The sequence below is a fragment of the Klebsiella sp. M5al genome, assembly GCF_002090195.1.
GTDB lineage: Bacteria > Pseudomonadota > Gammaproteobacteria > Enterobacterales > Enterobacteriaceae > Klebsiella > Klebsiella grimontii.
The window spans coordinates 2,852,138-2,869,817 of sequence record NZ_CP020657.1 but is presented as its reverse complement, the minus strand read 5'-3'; the positions used below and the strand labels follow the sequence as shown (position 1 = coordinate 2,869,817).

Sequence of the window (17,680 nt, the reverse complement as noted above, 5' to 3'; positions counted from 1 at the left end):
ATAAACCGACGGCATTATTGTGCATTATCCAGCGGCAAACCAGATAAAAACGCCGGGTGACATTTTTATCCATATAACGGCGCGGTTATTTCATAAGCTTATTCGCAGATTGGAAAAAACGAATAAAGCCATTTCGCGCCCCACCGCTGCCCAGTAGCCAGCAACGGCATAGCGATAACAATTCACAACCGCGGTTCCATTAAAATTTCATCATTTCATGCCGTTGCTTTTCAATGGAACCCGTCTCGCAAATGCGACTTAACCAGGGCAATCGGTATTGTTTTTTAAAGTAGTAGACTGATAATGGCGACATTAACCACACGGAGGCAGGATAATGAAAGAATACACAGCGGAAGATAGCTTCCAGTCGGCGGCATCAACGAGTAAAAAGTGCCATTTATCCTCGATACCCACAGCTAAAAGTCAGTCAATGCATCCCCGTAACGAATTGTTCCGGTTAATGAATGAATTCGTCGACGAGCATGGGTCTATCACCGATGATGAATACTTCAGGGTGCTCTGATGCTTAAGCAATTCGACGTTTATCGGAACCCTTCTTCGCAAACGAAGAACTCTCTACCCTATTTTATGATTGTGCAAAATGATTTTTATGAAGACCTACCCACCAGGGTAATTATTCCCCTGATGCGTAATGCTCATCTGCCACTATGGCAGCATCCTTTAGTTCCTGAGGTCAATATTGAATTTGAAACGTTTATGCTTTGTTCGCCGATGATGACGAACCTTAACAATAAGCTGATCAAGCGCGAAGATTTTATCGGTAGCTTAAAAAGCGCCAGAGGCGAAGTGATTTCCGCCATTGACGCCCTTATCACCAATACCTGACCCGCTCCGGGTTTAACCGGAGCGGGTTTACGACGCAGAACTTATTTCAGTCCTTCGCAGCTCTCTTTCTTCGCTTCCTGACGCTCCACCTCGCGATACCAGCGCGGATGATGCTTCTTCGCCCAGCGGCGACTCACCTTCCCCTCAACCATTCCCTTAATCGATCCTTTAACCCAGAACGCCATATACATATGAATAAGAATCGCGTGAATAAGAATAATCGCCGAGGTCGCGTGAATCAGCAGGCTATAGCGAATCACCTGAATCGGAAAATAGTGGGCAAACCAGGGTCGCCAGATGATCACCCCGGTCACCAGCAGCACAAAAATCATGCTCATAATGGTCCAGAACATCATTTTCTGCCCGGCGTTATATTTCCCTACCCGCGCCACTTTATGCTCGTTGCCTTTCAGCACCTCAATAATCCCCTTGAGCCAGGGAATATCCTGCCTGTCAGGAATATTGTGGTGGACAAAGCGTACAAACATAAACATCAGGGCCACGAAAATCAGCACGCCGAAGAACGGATGCAGAATACGGCCCATCTGCGGCGTACCGAAGGTTTCGGTCAGCCACTGCAGCGTCGGGAAGAAAAATGAGATCCCCGAGAGCGCCACCAGGAAGAAGCTGATGACGACCGTCCAGTGACAGGCGCGGTCAATAAACTTCGTGCGCACAATCATTTTCGATTTACTCATCGTGATCCTCCTCATCGTCATCCGCTTCTTTGTTCGGCCCAATCCCAATGTAGTGATAAATCAGCCCGGCAAAGGTGGCGATAAACCCGACCGCCGAGAGCGGCTTCAGCGCCCCTTTCCACAGGTTGATCGCGGTATCGATCTGCGGTTCTTTCGCCAGGTTATGGTATAGCTCCGGTTGGTCGGCATGATGCAGCACGTACATCACGTGCGTGCCGCCGACGCCCGGCGGGTTATACACCCCGGCATGGGAATAGCCGCGCTTCTTCAGTTTTTCCACCCGCTCGTTGGCCACCTCGAGCATCTCTTGCTTGCTGCCGAAATGAATCGCGCCGGTTGGGCAGGTTTTCACGCAGGCCGGCTCCTGGCCGACGCTGACCCGGTCAACGCACAGGGTGCACTTATAAACCCGGTTATCCTCTTTATTGAGGCGCGGGACGTTAAAGGGGCACCCGGCGATGCAATAGCCGCAGCCGATGCAGTTCTCCTGCTGAAAATCGACGATGCCGTTGGCGTACTGAATAATCGCCCCGGCGGACGGGCACGCTTTCAGGCAGCCCGGGTCCTCGCAGTGCATACAGCCGTCTTTGCGTATCAGCCACTCCAGCTTGCCGTTCTGTTCGGTTTCGCTAAAACGCATCACCGTCCAGGATTTGGCGCTCAGATCGGCGGGATTGTCGTACACGCCGACGCAGTGCCCCACGTCATCGCGAATATCGTTCCACTCGGAACAGGCCACCTGGCAGGCTTTACAGCCCACGCAGGAGGAGACATCAATCAGCTTTGCCACTTCCGCCTTAAAATCCCGCGCGCGCGGCGCGGGAGTTATCGGGTTGGTGGCGGAGCGTTTAATGATGTCCTGGGTTTCCATCGCCATTGATTCGCTCCTTACGCTTTCTCGATGTTGACCAGAAACGCCTTATACTCCGGCGTTTGCGAGTTGGAATCCCCGACGTTCGGCGTCAGGGTGTTGGCGATGTAACCTTTGCGGGCTACCCCTTCAAAACCCCAGTGCAGCGGGATACCGACGGTTTCCACCTGCTGACCGTTAACGTTGAGCGTGTGCAGACGACGCGTCACCACCGCCACCGCGCGAATAAAGCCGCGCTTGCTGCTGACCGTGACCCGATCGCCGTTGGCAATCCCCTTCGCTCGCGCAAGGCCTTCGCTGATTTCAACAAACTGCTCCGGCTGCGCGATGGCGTTGAGCAGCGCATGCTTGGTCCAGGTGTGGAAATGCTCGGTCAGACGATAGGTGGTACCGACGTAGGGGAATTGCTCCTTCTTGCCTAAGCGCAGGGCATCCTCTTCGTACAGTCGCACCACCGGGCTGGAGACCACGTTCGGGTGCAGCGGGTTGGTGCCAAGGGGCGTTTCCATCGGCTCGTAGTGTTCCGGGAACGGGCCTTCCGCCAGCTTATTCAGCGCAAACAGTCGTCCCATCCCCTCTTGCTGCATAATAAACGGCCCGGTTTTGCTGCCCGGCGGGGCGTTATTAAAGTCCGCAATATCGTTGCCGACCCACTTGCTGCCGTTCCAGCGGATCAGCATCCGCTTCGCATCCCACGGCTTGCCGTTGATATCCGCCGACGCGCGGTTATACAGCACCCGCCGGTTGAGCGGCCACGCCCACGCCCAGCCGAGCGTATTGCCAAGACCTGACGGATCGGCGTTATCGCGGTTGGCCATCTGGTTGCCCTGCTCGGTCCAGCTGCCGGTATAGATCCAACAGGATGAAGCGGTGGTGCCGTCATCGCGCAGCAGCGCAAAGCTGTTCAGCAACTGGCCCTTCTTCGCCAGCAGCGCGCCGTTTGCGTCGTAGAGATCGTCCAGCGCGTAGCCGTTGTTCTCTTTGGCCACCTCTTCCGATTGCGGATGATCCGGCTGCTTATAGCGCCAGCCCATCTTCAGCAACGGCTCGGCGCCTTTGCCGCCCTCGGTGCGATACATCTCGCGCAGACGGTGGTAAATCCCGGCAAGGATTTCGCCGTCGTTGCGCGCTTCCCCCGGCGCGTCCTGACCTTTCCAGTGCCACTGCAGCCAGCGCCCGGAGTTGGCGATCGAACCATCCTCTTCGGCGAAGCAGGTAGACGGCAGGCGGAAAACTTCGGTCTGAATCGCCGCCGGATCGACATCGTTCGACTCACCGTGGTTTTGCCAGAAGGTCGACGTTTCCGTCACCAGCGGGTCGATCACCACCATGTACTTCAGCTTGCTCAGGCTGCGGACCACCTTGTTTTTATCCGGGAACGAAGCCACCGGATTGAAGCCCTGGCAGAGATATCCCGTCACCTTGCCGTTATCCATCATATTGAAGTACTTGATGACGTCGTAAGCCTGGTCCCACTTCGGCAGCCAGTTAAAGCCCCAGTCGTTCTCTTTTTGCGCCGCATCGCCGTAGAACGATTTCATCAGGCTGACGAAGAATTTCGGATAGTTGCTCCAGTAGTTCACCTGGTCCGCCAGCAGCGCTTTCGGCGTATTCGCCGTCAGATAGCTTTGCAGATCGGTCTGTTGTTCCGACGGCAGCGTCAGGTAGCCCGGCAGGCTGGTCGACAGCAGCCCTAAATCGGTAAGCCCCTGAATGTTGGAGTGCCCGCGCAGCGCATTCACGCCGCCGCCCGCCATCCCCATATTACCGAGCAGCAGCTGGATCATCGCCATGGTGCGGATGTTCTGCGCCCCGACGGTGTGCTGCGTCCAGCCCAGCGCGTAAAGGAAGGTGGTGGTCCGGTCCGCCGCGCTGGTTGAGGCCAGCACTGCGCACACCTTGAGGAAATCGGCCTTCGGCGTGCCGCAGATATTCTCCACCACCTCCGGCGTATAGCGAGAAACGTGCTGCCGGAGCAGATTCCATACGCAGCGCGGATGCTGCAGGGTTTCATCGCGCAGGGCGTAGCCGTTTTCGTCGAACTGATAGTTCCACGACGATTTATCGTACTGACGCTTTTCAGCATCGTAGCCGCTGAACAGGCCGTCTTCGAAGGCAAAATCGTCGCGCACCAGCAGGCTGGCGTTGGTGTAGTGCTTCACGTACTCGGCGTTGATTTTGTTGTTTTCGATCAGGTACAGCAGTACGCCCGACAGAAAGGTAATGTCGGTGCCGGAACGAATCGGCGCATAGATATCGGCCACCGACGCCGTACGCGTAAAGCGCGGATCGACGACAATCAACGTCGCATCGTTGTTGTTTTTCGCTTCCATCGCCCAGCGGAATCCCACCGGATGGGCTTCGGCGGCGTTACCGCCCATCACTACCACGACGTTGGCGTTTTTGATATCCACCCAGTGGTTGGTCATCGCACCGCGACCAAATGTTGGAGCAAGACTTGCTACCGTTGGTCCGTGTCAGACGCGCGCCTGGTTGTCTACCGCCAGCATACCGAGGGAACGCACAAACTTCTGCGTCAGCATGCCGGTCTCGTTGCTGGCCGCCGAGGCGCACAGCATCCCGGTGGTAAGCCAGCGGTTTACCGTGACGCCCTGCTCGTTTTTCTCCATAAAGTTGGCGTCGCGGTCGGCTTTCATCAGCCTGGCGATACGCTCAAACGCCTCATCCCAGGAGATGCGCTGCCATTTATCCGCACCCGGCGCGCGGTATTGCGGGTAGCGCAGGCGGTTATCGCTGTGGACGTAGTCCAGCAGCCCGGCCCCTTTCGGGCACAGCGCGCCGCGGCTTACCGGATGATCCGGGTCCCCCTCGATGTGATAAAGCGCTTCTTTCGCGTTCTTCGCGCCGTCGCCCAGGCTATACATTAATAGCCCGCAGCCTACGGAGCAGTATGTGCAGGTGTTGCGGATCTCTTTAGCGCGCAGCAGCTTGTAATTACGCGCCTGAGCCAGAGCCATTTTGGGCGCAAACCCCAAAGCAGCGGCTGTTGTTCCGGCCATACCGCCTGCGCAGATTTTAAAAAACTTTCTGCGGCTGACGTCCATTGTTCCCCTCCATGCGGGATGTTTATTCATCGCGGAGGGCAAAACTAACAGCAATATCCCTGTTTTATTTGCGTCAAATCAATGTCGAAAACTGACGCCCCCTTAATAGTCAGCGACGCCAATTTTTATTACTCCGATAGTATTAAGCATGGCGGAAAATATCCCCCCCGGCGGGCGTAAAAAGTGTTATAAAACCCGACTGCGTTTGAACCAACATCAGGTTAAATATGGAGAAAAAGAGAGCCACGCTCATTGGATTGGCCGCTATCGTACTCTGGAGCACCATGGTCGGGCTGATTCGTGGCGTCAGCGAAGGCCTTGGCCCGGTGGGCGGCGCGGCGATGCTCTACAGCCTGAGCGGCATGTTGCTGATCTTTACCGTCGGCTTCCCACAAATACGCCAGATCCCCCGCCCCTATTTACTGGCGGGGAGCCTGTTGTTCGTCAGCTATGAAATTTGCCTGGCGCTGTCGGTTGGCTTAGCTGGTACCCGCCAACAGGCTATTGAAGTGGGCATGGTCAATTATCTGTGGCCCAGCCTGACGATTTTATTCGCCATTCTGTTTAACGGCCAAAAAAGCAGCTGGCTGGTTATCCCCGGTTTATTCCTCGCTATATTTGGCGTCACCTGGGTATTAGGCGGTGAGCATGGTCTGAATATAGACGAAATTATCAGCAACGTGGTCTCCAGCCCGCTGAGCTATATTTTGGCGTTTATCGGCGCGTTTATCTGGGCGGCCTACTGCACGGTCACCGCGAAATACGCCAAGGGCAAAAACGGGATTACCCTGTTTGTTCTGCTCACCGCCCTGACCCTGTGGCTGAAATTCCTGTTCAGCGAGCAGCCGCCGATGGTCTTTAGCTGGCCGGTGACGATCAAGCTGATCGCGCTGTCCGTCGCCCTGGGGTTTGGCTACGCGGCGTGGAACGTCGGGATCCTGCACGGCAACGTCAGCCTGCTGGCCGCCGCCTCTTACTTTACCCCGGTGCTCTCATCGGCGCTGGCGGCGGTACTGCTCAGCGCCGCGCTGTCGTGGTCGTTCTGGCAGGGCGCCGGGATGGTATGTATCGGCTCCCTGCTCTGCTGGCAGGCGACCCGGCGCTAACCGAGGTCGCCCCCGGCGACGGGCAACGTCACGCCGGTAATATAGCTGGCCTCATCGCTGGCGAGAAACAGGATGGCATTGGCCTGTTCCGCCAGCGTACCGTAGCGATGCATCAGGCTGCTCGCCACCGTCTGATCCACCACCTGCTGATACCACTTCTGCTCTTGCGCCGTCGGCTGCTCTTCATTACGCGGCGTCAGGCGCGCAGGCGCCTCGGTTCCCCCCGGTGCCACGGCATTAATACGGATCCCGTTTGCGCTATATTCCAGGGCCAGCGAACGGGTCAGCGCGTTAACGCCGCCTTTCGCTGCGGAATAAGGTACCCGGTTCACTCCCGCCGTCGCCACGGACGAAATATTGACGATGCTTCCCTTTCCCTGCCTGAGCATCCACGGTAGCGCAGCCCGACAGCCCCACAGGGTCGGGAACAGCGAGCGGCGAATCTCCTTCTCAATCTGCTGCGGCTGATATTCGGCAAACGGCCGCGCCCAGATGGTGCCGCCGACGTTGTTAATCAGCACGTCAAGGCGACCAAAATGAGCCACCCCTTCGGCAAACGCCCGCTCGGTGCTTTCCCATTGCTCAAGATCGGCCTCCAGCGCCAGCGCTTCGCTGCCGGAGTCGTTCAGCGCCGCCGCCAGTTCGTGAACATAACGAGAACGGTCAATCAACAGCAGCCGGGCGCCCTCACGCGCCGCCTGCTCAGCCGTCTGTCGGCCTATCCCCTGCGCGGCGCCGGTAATGGCCACGACTTTATTGCTAAATCGCATCGTTGCTCCTTATGCCGCCGCGCTCTGGCTGGCGATAAATTTTTCATACCAGAAACCCGCCGGCGAAACGCCTCTCTCGCGCAGCGCCGTGGCTACCGCATTGACCATCGGCGGCGGCCCGCACAGATAGATATCCACATCGCCATCGTTGAGTATCGCGTCATCGAGATGTTCGGTCACAAAACCGCGCTGCGGGCATCCGCTTTGCGCGTCGGCAACCACCGGCAGCCAGCGATAGGCCGGAAGCTGGCCGGTAAATGCTTCGAGCGCATCAGTTTTCACCAGGTCGCAGTCGCGGGTCACGCCATAGAGCAAGGTGACGGGCCGGGTGCTGCGCTGCATAACCAGCGTTTGCAGCATCGAGAGCAGCGGCGCTAAGCCGGTGCCCCCCGCGAGCAGCAACAGTGGACGCTCGCCGCCGCGCAGATAAAAGCTGCCCATCGGACCGCTTAGCGTCAGACGATCGCCGGGGCTGGCCCGCTGCGTCAGCCACTGACTCATCAAGCCGCCGGGCACGTTACGGATCAGAAAGCTCCCCTCACGCGAGCCCGGTAGAGAGCTAAACGAATAGGCGCGCGCCTGCGGCGTTCCTGGCACCTCAATATTGATGTACTGGCCCGGCAGAAAATCCAGCGGTTCATCCAGCACAACGACCAGCTCAATGGCGGTGTCCGACAGTAGATTTACCTGTTTTACCGCTGCGCCCAGGCTTGCCAGCGCGGTTTTGCACTGGGCCGCCGCGGCCGGAACATCAATGACGCAATCGCTGGTTGGCACCATCTGACAGGTCAGCACCTGACGCTCTGCGGCTTCGTCCTCGCTGAGCGCCTCTTCAAGAAAATCGTCACCCAAACCATATTCGCCGCTGACGCAGCGGCACTTGCAGGTGCCGCAGACGCCGTCCGAGCAATCCATCGGCAGATTCACCTGCTGACGATAGGCGGCATCCAGCACTTTTTCCCCGGCATGGCATTGAATAAAGCGGGTGATGCCGTCTTCAAAATTGAGAGCAATATTAAAGGTCATAAACGCCTCTTAAATGTGGTAAACGTCAATCACCTGACGGATGTAATCGTTATTCAGCCGCACGGTTTTACGGATAATCTGCGGTTTGCCGGCACTTTCAATCAGCGTGCAGCAGGTAGAGCCAAACCAGGTATCCGTCTGCTGATAGCGATGACAGTAGGTGACCCAGTTGTAGCGCACCTCCATCCCCTGTTCGGTTTCGCCAAGCCGCTCAACGTTGCCGATCATGTGGGTGGTTCGCGGTTCCGGCGTGCTGGCCCCGGAGCGTTCCGTTTTGATGCGGTATACCCGGTCTTCGAGGCCATCGCGGTTCGGGTAGTAAATCAGCGAAATTTCGCGCTGCGGATCGCGGGTAAGCTGGTCGTCATCGCCCCAGGCGGGCATCCAGTACACCACCTGCGGGCTGTAGCAGTTCAGCCATTCATCCCACTGGCGATCGTCCAGCAGACGGGCTTCGTAATAAAGAAACTGGCGAACCTGTTCGAGAGTCAGCATCAGGCCACCTCCACGCGTTGAGTGATCGACTGGTCGTAGCGCTGCCGCTCTGTTTCCAGCGCCGCCAGCATCACGTTTTGCCAGTGATGATGATGGGCGATATACAGCGCTTCATCTTCCGATTTCACTCCGCTTAGCTGCGGGCTAAAGCCCGCCTGCAAGGCGTGGTCGTCAGGGCCGTCGACCCAGTGCAGCGCCCCGCGGCTGAGGTCGCTCCATGCCAGATTCTCGCCGAGATAACCGCGCTGACAGGCGCTGAACTCTTCCAGATCGTCAGGCGTCCCCATGCCGCTAACGTTGAAGAAATCCTCATACTGGCGGATACGCAGCGCTCGCGCCTGGTCAGATTCACCTCTCGGGGCGAAGCACCAGATGGTGACTTCGGTTTTATCCACCGCAATGGGGCGGATCACGCGGATCTGCGTCGAAAACTGATCCATCAGGTAGACGTTCGGATAGAGGCACAGGTTGCGCGTTTCGTTGACCATCCGATCGGCGCGAGACTCGCCGAATTCCGCCCGCAGACGTTCGCGATGTTCATAGACCGGGCGCACTTCCGGATTAAGCGCCCGGGTCCAGAGCAGCATATGCCCATTCTCAAAGCCGTATCCGCCGCCGACGCTTTTCGACCAGCCGTTTGCGTCTACCGCGTGCGTTCCTTCCGCTTCGTAGTTGCGGCGCGACATGGTGGAAGCGTAGTTCCAGTGCACCACGCTGACGTGATAGCCATCAGCGCCGTTTTCCGCCCCCAGCTTCCAGTTGCCTTCGTAAACATAGCTCGACGAACCTTTAAGTACCTCCAGCCCTTGCGGCGCCTGGTCGACGATCAGATCGATAATTTTGCGGGTTTCGCCGAGATACTCCTCCAACGGCTGCACATCAGCATTCAGGCTACCGAACAGAAACCCGCGATACGATTGAAACTTTGGCAGCTTTGTTAAATCATGAGAGCCTTCCTGTTTGAAGCTGTCCGGGTAACCACCGGTGCTTTCATCTTTGGCTTTTAATAGCTTGCCGTTATTGCTGAACGTCCAGCCGTGAAACGGGCAGGTCAATGAATTTTTATTACCGGTTTTGCGCCGACATAACATCGCTCCGCGATGGGCGCAGCTGTTAATTAGCGCATGTAGCTCATTCTTTTTATCGCGGGTTATTATCACCGGCTGGCGCCCAAGGGTCAGAGTGTAATAATCTCCTGGCTGCGCAATCTGGCTCTCATGGGCAAGGAACAGCCAATTGCCTTCGAAGATATGCTTCATTTCAAAATCAAATAACTGCGGGTCGGTAAATATTGAGCGATGGCAGCGATAAATATGTTTTTCACGATCAACAATTAATGCATTGCTGATTTTATCTTTTAATCTGGCGAACGTTTTTTGCATGAGTCGGCCCCTCCTGCATAATTCAGGAATAGAAAAAAGAGAACTCGTAATTTCGTTTTATTCTCCGGCCACGATATGGCCGGAGAATAGCATTAACGCAGCGTTTTATTCCTGTGCGCGCAGGCGCGTACCGCGCTGTTCTTCATCGGCGTTAAGCGCTTTACACAGGGTAAAATCAAAGCGTACTTCAGTATGTTCCCCATCCAGTTCGCGCTGCTGAATAAGCTCGCGGTCGCTTACTTTTACCGGGTCGGCAATCAGGCCATCGCGGGTAGCGAACGCGAAATCATCCCATAGATATTTGTCACCGTTGAGATTAATCTGGCTGGTCAAATGTTTATAACCTGGCGCAGAGACGAAGAAGTGGATATGCGCCGGACGATTACCGTGGCGCCCCAGTTGGTTAAGCAGCTTTTGCGTCGGTCCATCCGGCGGGCAGCCGTAGCCGGAAGGCATTATGCTGCGCACGCTGTAGCGGCCATCGGCGCCGGTACGGATACGGCGACGCAGGTTGTATTCACTCTGGCTTTTATCAAAGAAAGAGTAGTTCCCAAGGGTGTTGGCGTGCCAGATATCAACGATAGCGTTGGCAACCGGGCGGCCCTGAGTGTCGTTGACCTGGCCGTAAAGCCACATCACTTCCCCCGCATCTTTACCATCATCCATACGGGTATGTCCGTCGGCCAGCGGCGCGTTCGCCACGTACAGCGGGCCTTCAATGGTGCGAGGGGTGCCGGTTTCCCGCTGCTCCGCGGCGTCGATAGCGTCCTGGCGCAGGTCGAGAAAGTGTTCCAGTCCGAGGCCTGCCGCCAGCAGCGCCGCTTCCTGGCGCCCGCCTAATTCATGCAGATAATTCACCGCATGCCAGAACTCTTCTTCAGTGATGTTATAGTCATCAATCAGCGTACAGATGTTTTCCAGCAGGCGGTGAATAATCGTTTTAAAACGTTCGTCGCCGCCGCTAATATTTAAGCCCGCGCTTTCGCGCAATAAATTTTGCACAGCATCTGGTTGTACGAATGCATTACTCATAATTAGTCTCACTTATCATTGTAGGATATTCGCCGAATTTCTTCGGCGCGAGGTTAGTGATTATTATTTATTAACGGTCGTCTTCGCGAATCGAGGAGGGATGACGACAGAGCGCCTCCACGCGAATTTGCATAAAGGGATATAGTGGTAAAGCCATTAAGATTTGATGCAATTCTTCAGCATCTTTCACATCAAAAATACTGACATTGGCGTAAAGACCGGCGACGCGCCAAATATGCCGCCACTTACCTTCACGCTGCAGCTGCTGTGAATAATTTTTTTCTCGCAGCTTAATTTCCTCTATTTCGTCAGCAGGAAATCCCAGCGGAATATTCACGGTCATATCGACTTTAAATAGCATACTAATCCTCGCTTATCCTTTGCGGCTATAGAAGCGCAGCTTGTCTTCATCCAGTTCAACGCCAAGACCCGGCGTTTGCGGCAGCGTCACCTCGCCCTCGGCAAAGGTGAGCGGGACGCTGACAATATCGTCCTTCAGCAACAGCGGGCCAAACATCTCGCTGCCCCACTGCAGGGGGAGCGTAGACCAGGCGTGCAGAGAGGCCAGGGTGCCAACGGTTCCCTCAAGCATCGTGCCGCCGTAAAGCCCAATTCCCGCTGCTTGCGCAACTTTCGCCAGCGCCAGTACGCTATTGGGCCCCCCCGCTTTGGCAATCTTCAGCGCATAGGCGCCGCTAAACCCCTGCTGCGCCAGGCGATATCCATCGTAGTGGGTCGCCACCGCTTCATCGGCCAGAATGGCCGTGTCGATATGATGACTGAGGCGCACCAGCGCAGCGTTATCCTGAGCGCCGACCGGCTGTTCAATCAAATCCACGCCCATCGCCGCCAGCTCGCGGCAGCCTTTTGCCGCTACGGTGGCGTCCCACGCCTGATTCACGTCGACGCGGATGCTGGCCCGGTCGCCCAGCGCTTCAACAATCGCGCGCGTGTGGCGCAGGTCGGTCTCCAGCGCCCGGGCGCCGATTTTCAGCTTAAACGCCTGATGGCGGCGCTCCGCAAGAAGCTTTTCGCCCTCGGCAATATCTTTCTCGGTGTCGCCGCTGGCCAGCGTCCAGAGAACCGGCAGCGAGGTCGTCAGCGCCCCGCCAAGCAGCGCCGAAACCGGCAGACCGAGCGCTTTACCCTGCGCATCCAGCAACGCGGTTTCAATCGCCGATTTGGCGAAGGTATTGCCTTTAACCGCGCCGTCCATACGGCTGGTCAGGGCATTTAAATTATCGGCCGCCTGACCTTTCAGCAACGGCGTCAGGTAGTGGTTTATCGCCGATACGATGGCTTCCGGGCTCTCCACGCCGTAGCTGAGTCCGCCGATGGTGGTCGCTTCGCCAATCCCGCAAATGCCATCCGAGCGGGTAACCCGGATTATCGCCAGCGTCTGACAGCCCATCGTGGTCATGGAGAGTTTATGCGGCCGAATGGTCGGGATATCTACCAACCAGCTTTCAATACGTTCAATGGTCGCGGTCATCTTTTTTTCCTGGTGATGAAATACATAACTTTTCCTACCCCGGTTCATAACGTGGGGTAACGATGCTGATGACAATAGGACTGCGCAATGGAGAGGGTCAACGGCGATAATCGAAATGTTGTGCGATTATCGACGCAGTTGTTAAGTTGAGGTTAATAATGTGATCGGCGTGGTAAAACCAGCACCAGGAATCCCCGCGTTTTTTACCCGCGATATAGTGATGCTCCGTGAGCCTATATCTTCAACAATCGAGGGGGTTATATGAGCGAAAAACAACCTGGCACACTCAGCGCCCGCCAGGCTGAACACGGCCCTAACTTTATGTTATCCCTGGCGCGCGGTCTGGAGGTGCTGAACGCGTTTAGCCCCCAGCGGCAGCGCCTGACCATCTCCCAGCTTAGCCAGAAAACGCAGATCTCACGCGCGGCAGTGCGCCGCTGTCTGTATACCCTTGCCGCGCTGGGGATGGTGCACAGTCCGGATGGCCGCAGCTATGAACTGCTGCCTCGCGTACTGGCGGTGGGCCACGCTTATCTGGCCGGAACGCCGCTGGCTAAAGTCGCGCAGAGCGCGCTGGATACGCTGGGTAAAAACCTGGGAGAGTCCTGTTCCGCCGCCACGCTGGACGGCGATAACGTTCTGTATATCGCCCGCACGGCGGTGAATAATTTGCTCAGCGTGGATATCGGCCGCGGCAGCCGCCTGCCGGCATGGGCGACTTCCATGGGACGAGTCCTGCTGAGCGCATTGCCAGAAGAGCAGCTAGAGGTGACACTGTCACGGGCAAATTTAATCCGCTATACCCCGCATACCCTCTGCGATATACCGGGATTACGCGAAGAGATTGCCAGAGTGCGCATGCAAGGCTACGCGCTCGCCGATCGGCAAATTGAGGTGGGATTGTGTTCGCTGGCGGTACCGCTGCTTTCCCGCAGCGGCCAGGTGGTAGCGGCGCTTAACGTTGGCGTTCCCGCAGGCAGCACCAACGCCGCGGCGTTGAAAGAGAAAGCCCTGGCCCCGTTACGGCGGGCGGCGATGGCGCTTTCTCTTCAGCTATAAAGGATTAATTGAGTTCAGGCGCTTTTGCCAGGCTTCGCCAGATCCCCGCCGCCAGCAGCAGAAGCAGGACGCCAGCCGTCGCCAGCACGGTACTGTGCGAGTGAATAAACGCCGCCTTCGCCGCCTCAAGCAGGCTTTGCGCCGGAATGGCGGGCAGCGACTGCGCCAGCTTAATCGCCTCGCTGATGGAGGAGGACGCCTGCTCCGCCGCCGCGCCCTCGATCCCCTGCGGCAGGACGATTGACGAGGTGTAGCTGCGGGTCAGGATCAGGCCAAACAGAGCGATGCCCAGGCCCGCGCCCAGTTCATAGGCCATGGTCTCGATGGCCCCCGCCGCTGCCGCTTTCTCCTTCGGCGCAGCGGCCATGATCGCCGAGCTGGAGGCCAGCAGCGCGCTGGCGACGCTGAAGCCCAGCAGCGTCATCAGCCCCCATGCCTGCCACTGCTGCGTGCTGAAATCGGTCATCGACAGGCCGAGGAAGCTCAACGCGCTCAGCAGCATTCCGCCGGTGGCGACCTCGCGCAGCCCCAGACGCGACACCAGCATGCCGGCGATCGGTCCGCTGAAACCGCTCGCCACCATCACCGGCAGCATAAACAGCCCGGCTTCAAAAGGCGTTTTGCTATGCACAAACTGCAGCTCCTGCGCCATCAGCAGCTCAAACCCCACCAGCGTAATCAGCGCGGTCATCGCCATCATCACCCCGCTTAAAATAATGCGATGGGTAAACAGACGCATATCGACCATCGGCCGCGTTGCCGAGAGCTGTTTGCGCACGAACCAGAACAGCATCGCGGCGCCCGATACCGCCACCAGCCCGGTTAACCACAGCGCCATTTGCCCTTTGAGCGCCGTCTTGGCGCTAAACACCAGCATCAGGATGGCGGCGATGAGGATCAGCGCCTGGAAGAAATTGAGCGGCTGCTCGCGCCGCGCGGGCTGGCGCGGCACCACTTTGGCGTTAATCGCCATCACCAACAGCACGATCGGCACGTTGATCCGGAATACCGACCCCCAGTAAAAGTGCTCCAGCAGCATGCCGCCAATCAGCGGGCCAAACGCCGCGCCGCCGGAACCGACTGCCGCCCATAGACCCAGCGCCATATTGCGCTGTTGCGCTTGCGAAAAGGTGCTGCGGATACCGGCAAGGGTCGCCGGGACGATCATCGCCGCCCCCACCGCCAGCAGCGCGCGGGAGGCAATCAGCGTCTCCGCGGTTGGGGAAAACGCCGCCGCCAGCGACGCCGAGCCAAAAATACCGCTGCCAAGCAGGAGCAGCCGTTTAAAGCCGATTTTATCGCCCAGTGCGCCCATAGGCAGCACCATGCCTGCCATGACCAGCGAATAAATATCAATAATCCACAGTAGCTCGTTGCCGCTGGTGCCCAGCGCTACGCTTAGCGTGGGCGCGGCCACGTGGAGAACGGTGGCGTCAATCGCCACCGGAATATAAACCAGCAAAATCGCCATCAGCGTCAACCATTGCCGAGACATACTACCTTTCCTCAAAGTTAAATATTGGACAGCCGTCCAGGAAAGTGATCCTGCCGGAATGTTGAACGAGTGTCCAACTTTTTGTTACTATCGGCAAAAAAACCGGGGTCACAAACGTTATGAGCTACTTAAATCGCGATGCGCGTCGGGAAGTTATTGTACAGGCGGCCATGCGCGTGGCGCTTCAGGGCGGGTTTAGCGCCATGACCGTTCGCAATATCGCCGCCGAAGCCGGCGTTTCCGCCGGCCAGCTGCACCACCATTTCACCTCCGCGGGCGAGTTAAAGGCCCATACCTTCGTGCGCCTGATCCGCGAAATGATGGATATGCCGCTGGTCGCCGACGATGCCACATGGCGCGAACGCCTGTTTTCCATGGTGGGCAGCGATGACGGCAGGCTTGAGCCCTACATTCGTTTATGGCGCGAAGCGCAGCTGCTGGCCGATAGCGACGCTGACATTAAAGGCGCGTATCTGCTGACGATGAGCATGTGGCATGAAGAGACGCTGAAAATAATCCGGCGCGGGACCGAAGCGGGTGAGTTCAGGCCAAATGATCCCGCGGAAAGTATCGCCTGGCGGCTGATTGCCCTCGTCTGCGGTCTGGATGGTATTTACGCCCTGGGAATGAAGGAAATTGATGATGCCGCCTTTAACCAACATATCAATCATTATATTTCGCTGGAATTATTTTAATTCGGGTTACACTTTGTAACAAATAATCCCCACCTATTATTCGCGCGTCTCTTTTAGACGCGTTTTTCTTATCTATTCTTCATTCATTACAACAGATACATCACCCATCCCCTGGTTTTATTCCTTTTATTAATTTGCTGTTTTACAAGTTTATTCTTTTTGACTGACGACTGTTCATTCGAGGGCAATATGCAGAGCAAAAATGAGAAAAAGAATCATTATCTTTTAAAAGAGTGGAAACCAGAAAACGCGGCGTTTTGGGAGAATAAGGGAAAGAAAATAGCCCGCAGAAATCTTTGCATTTCCGTAGCTTGTCTGCTACTCGCTTTTTGCGTCTGGATGCTATTTAGCGCCGTCGCCGTCAATCTCAATAAGGTTGGATTTAATTTTACCACCGATCAGCTCTTTTTATTAACCGCCCTGCCTTCGCTCTCTGGTGCAATATTACGCGTGCCCTACTCCTTTATGGTACCTATATTTGGCGGGCGCTACTGGACGGTATTAAGCACGATTATTCTGGTCGCGCCCTGCATCTGGCTGGGCATAGCTATACAGAACACCGCTACTCCTTTTTGGGTATTTATTACGATTGCTTTACTCTGCGGTTTTGCCGGGGCGAACTTTGCGTCCAGCATGGGAAATATCAGTTTTTTCTTTCCTAAAGCGAAACAGGGCAGCGCCCTGGGCATCAACGGCGGCCTCGGTAATCTCGGCGTCAGCGTGATGCAGATGATCGCCCCGGCGGCGATTTTTGTGCCCATTTTCGCCTTTCTTGGCGTACACGGCGTGCCTCAGGAAGATGGTTCAATCCTCGCGCTAAGCAACGCCGCCCTCGTCTGGGTACCGCTGCTGGTGATAGCCACCATCGCCGCATGGGTAGGCATGAACGATATCGCCAGCTCGAAGGCATCCATTCGCGATCAGCTCCCGGTGCTAAAACGCCCGCATATGTGGCTGCTGAGCCTGCTCTATCTGGCCACCTTCGGCTCGTTTATTGGTTTTTCCGCGGGTTTTGCCATGCTGGCGAAAACCCAGTTTCCCGACGTTAACATCCTTAAGCTGGCCTTCTTCGGGCCGTTTATCGGCGCGCTGGCGCGATCGTTTGGCGGCATAATCTCCGACCGCCTCGGCGGCGTGCGGGTAACGCTGGTCAATTTTGTGCTGATGGCGCTGTTTACCGGCCTGCTGTTTCTTACCCTACCCGGCACCGGCTCAGGCAGCTTTCTCGCCTTTTACGTCGTGTTTATGGGCCTGTTTCTGACCGCCGGTCTCGGCAGCGGTTCCACCTTCCAGATGATCGCCGTGATCTTCCGCCAAATCACCATCGACAGCGTGAAGAAACGCGGCGGCAGCGATGAGCAGGCCCAGCACGAAGCGGTGACCGATACCGCGGCGGCGCTCGGCTTTATCTCCGCCATCGGCGCGATTGGCGGCTTCTTTATCCCGAAAGCCTTCGGTACCTCGCTGGCGATGACCGGCTCTCCGGTCGGGGCGATGAAGGTCTTCTTTGTGTTCTACGTAGTCTGCGTGCTGGTGACCTGGCTGGTCTACGGCCGGCGCAAACCGGCAAAAAAATAACGACATCTTTTTTAGCGGATGGCGGCTGACGCCTTATCCGGCAAACGGGATCGTAAGGTCTTGTCAGGCC

15 protein-coding genes and 1 pseudogene are annotated in these 17,680 nt (G+C 56.7%); 5 read left to right on the top strand and 11 right to left on the bottom strand.

What is annotated here, in order from left to right; genetic code table 11:
- Positions 1-522 precede the first annotated feature (522 nt).
- Positions 523-846 (top strand): CcdB family protein, encoded by a 324-nt coding sequence (locus BWI76_RS13755; protein WP_004138090.1) that lies wholly within the window; start codon positions 523-525, stop codon positions 844-846.
- A 41-nt stretch (positions 847-887) separates the two neighbouring features.
- Here BWI76_RS13755 and fdnI read toward each other — a convergent pair whose 3' ends face one another.
- The 3 genes from fdnI to fdnG are packed head-to-tail and all read right to left on the bottom strand — an operon-like array spanning position 888 to position 5,480.
- On the bottom strand, positions 888-1,544 hold the full coding sequence (gene fdnI, locus BWI76_RS13750) for a formate dehydrogenase-N subunit gamma (protein WP_024358230.1): 657 nt from the start codon (positions 1,542-1,544) through the stop codon (positions 888-890).
- Entirely contained in the window at positions 1,537-2,421 is an 885-nt protein-coding gene (gene fdxH / locus BWI76_RS13745) for a formate dehydrogenase subunit beta (RefSeq protein WP_024358231.1), read from the bottom strand. The genes fdnI and fdxH overlap by 8 nt, the downstream gene beginning before the upstream one ends.
- Positions 2,422-2,432: 11 nt before the next feature.
- Complete coding sequence (fdnG, locus tag BWI76_RS13740) at positions 2,433-5,480, bottom strand: formate dehydrogenase-N subunit alpha (protein WP_102649835.1); 3,048 nt, start codon at positions 5,478-5,480, stop codon at positions 2,433-2,435.
- A gap of 227 nt (positions 5,481-5,707) precedes the next feature.
- Between fdnG and yddG the strand changes: the two genes are divergently transcribed.
- Positions 5,708-6,586, top strand: a complete 879-nt coding sequence (gene yddG, locus BWI76_RS13725) for an aromatic amino acid DMT transporter YddG (protein ID WP_004138101.1) — start codon at positions 5,708-5,710, stop codon at positions 6,584-6,586.
- Here yddG and benD read toward each other — a convergent pair.
- From benD to BWI76_RS13690, 7 genes are all read right to left on the bottom strand, one after another.
- The gene (gene benD / locus BWI76_RS13720; RefSeq protein ID WP_004138104.1) at positions 6,583-7,356 is read right to left on the bottom strand and encodes a benzoate diol dehydrogenase BenD; all 774 of its coding nucleotides are present in this window, start codon (positions 7,354-7,356) and stop codon (positions 6,583-6,585) included. The genes yddG and benD overlap by 4 nt on opposite strands.
- A 9-nt stretch (positions 7,357-7,365) precedes the next feature.
- Positions 7,366-8,382 carry a benzoate 1,2-dioxygenase electron transfer component BenC gene (benC, locus tag BWI76_RS13715; RefSeq protein ID WP_004138105.1) on the bottom strand — a complete coding sequence of 339 codons (1,017 nt, stop codon included), beginning with the start codon at positions 8,380-8,382 and terminating at the stop codon, positions 7,366-7,368.
- Positions 8,383-8,391: 9 nt separating this feature from the next.
- On the bottom strand, positions 8,392-8,877 hold the full coding sequence (gene benB / locus BWI76_RS13710; protein ID WP_024358234.1) for a benzoate 1,2-dioxygenase small subunit: 486 nt from the start codon (positions 8,875-8,877) through the stop codon (positions 8,392-8,394).
- Positions 8,877-10,259, bottom strand: coding sequence for a Rieske 2Fe-2S domain-containing protein (locus tag BWI76_RS13705; protein WP_004138109.1), 1,383 nt, complete (start codon positions 10,257-10,259; stop codon positions 8,877-8,879). Before BWI76_RS13705 ends, benB begins: the two co-directional genes overlap by 1 nt.
- Positions 10,260-10,364: 105 nt before the next feature.
- Positions 10,365-11,291 carry a catechol 1,2-dioxygenase gene (gene catA, locus BWI76_RS13700; RefSeq protein WP_004138110.1) on the bottom strand — a complete coding sequence of 309 codons (927 nt, stop codon included), beginning with the start codon at positions 11,289-11,291 and terminating at the stop codon, positions 10,365-10,367.
- 70 nt (positions 11,292-11,361) lie between these two features.
- On the bottom strand, positions 11,362-11,652 hold the full coding sequence (gene catC / locus BWI76_RS13695) for a muconolactone Delta-isomerase (RefSeq protein WP_004138111.1): 291 nt from the start codon (positions 11,650-11,652) through the stop codon (positions 11,362-11,364).
- A 12-nt stretch (positions 11,653-11,664) separates the two neighbouring features.
- Positions 11,665-12,831 (bottom strand): muconate cycloisomerase family protein, encoded by a 1,167-nt coding sequence (locus BWI76_RS13690; protein WP_162685322.1) that lies wholly within the window; start codon positions 12,829-12,831, stop codon positions 11,665-11,667.
- A 172-nt stretch (positions 12,832-13,003) separates the two neighbouring features.
- On the opposite strand from BWI76_RS13690, the pseudogene BWI76_RS13685 reads away from it, so the two are divergent.
- A pseudogene (locus BWI76_RS13685) lies at positions 13,004-13,842 on the top strand (IclR family transcriptional regulator C-terminal domain-containing protein).
- Between the two features lie 4 nt (positions 13,843-13,846).
- On the opposite strand, the gene BWI76_RS13680 reads toward BWI76_RS13685, so the two are convergent.
- The gene (locus BWI76_RS13680) at positions 13,847-15,337 is read right to left on the bottom strand and encodes an MFS transporter (protein WP_064371750.1); all 1,491 of its coding nucleotides are present in this window, start codon (positions 15,335-15,337) and stop codon (positions 13,847-13,849) included.
- A gap of 119 nt (positions 15,338-15,456) precedes the next feature.
- On the opposite strand from BWI76_RS13680, the gene BWI76_RS13675 reads away from it, so the two are divergent.
- Entirely contained in the window at positions 15,457-16,032 is a 576-nt protein-coding gene (locus BWI76_RS13675; RefSeq protein ID WP_049085249.1) for a TetR family transcriptional regulator, read from the top strand.
- 189 nt (positions 16,033-16,221) lie between these two features.
- Positions 16,222-17,610, top strand: a complete 1,389-nt coding sequence (locus BWI76_RS13670) for a NarK family nitrate/nitrite MFS transporter (RefSeq protein ID WP_004138117.1) — start codon at positions 16,222-16,224, stop codon at positions 17,608-17,610.
- The last annotated feature ends 70 nt before the right edge of the window (positions 17,611-17,680 follow it).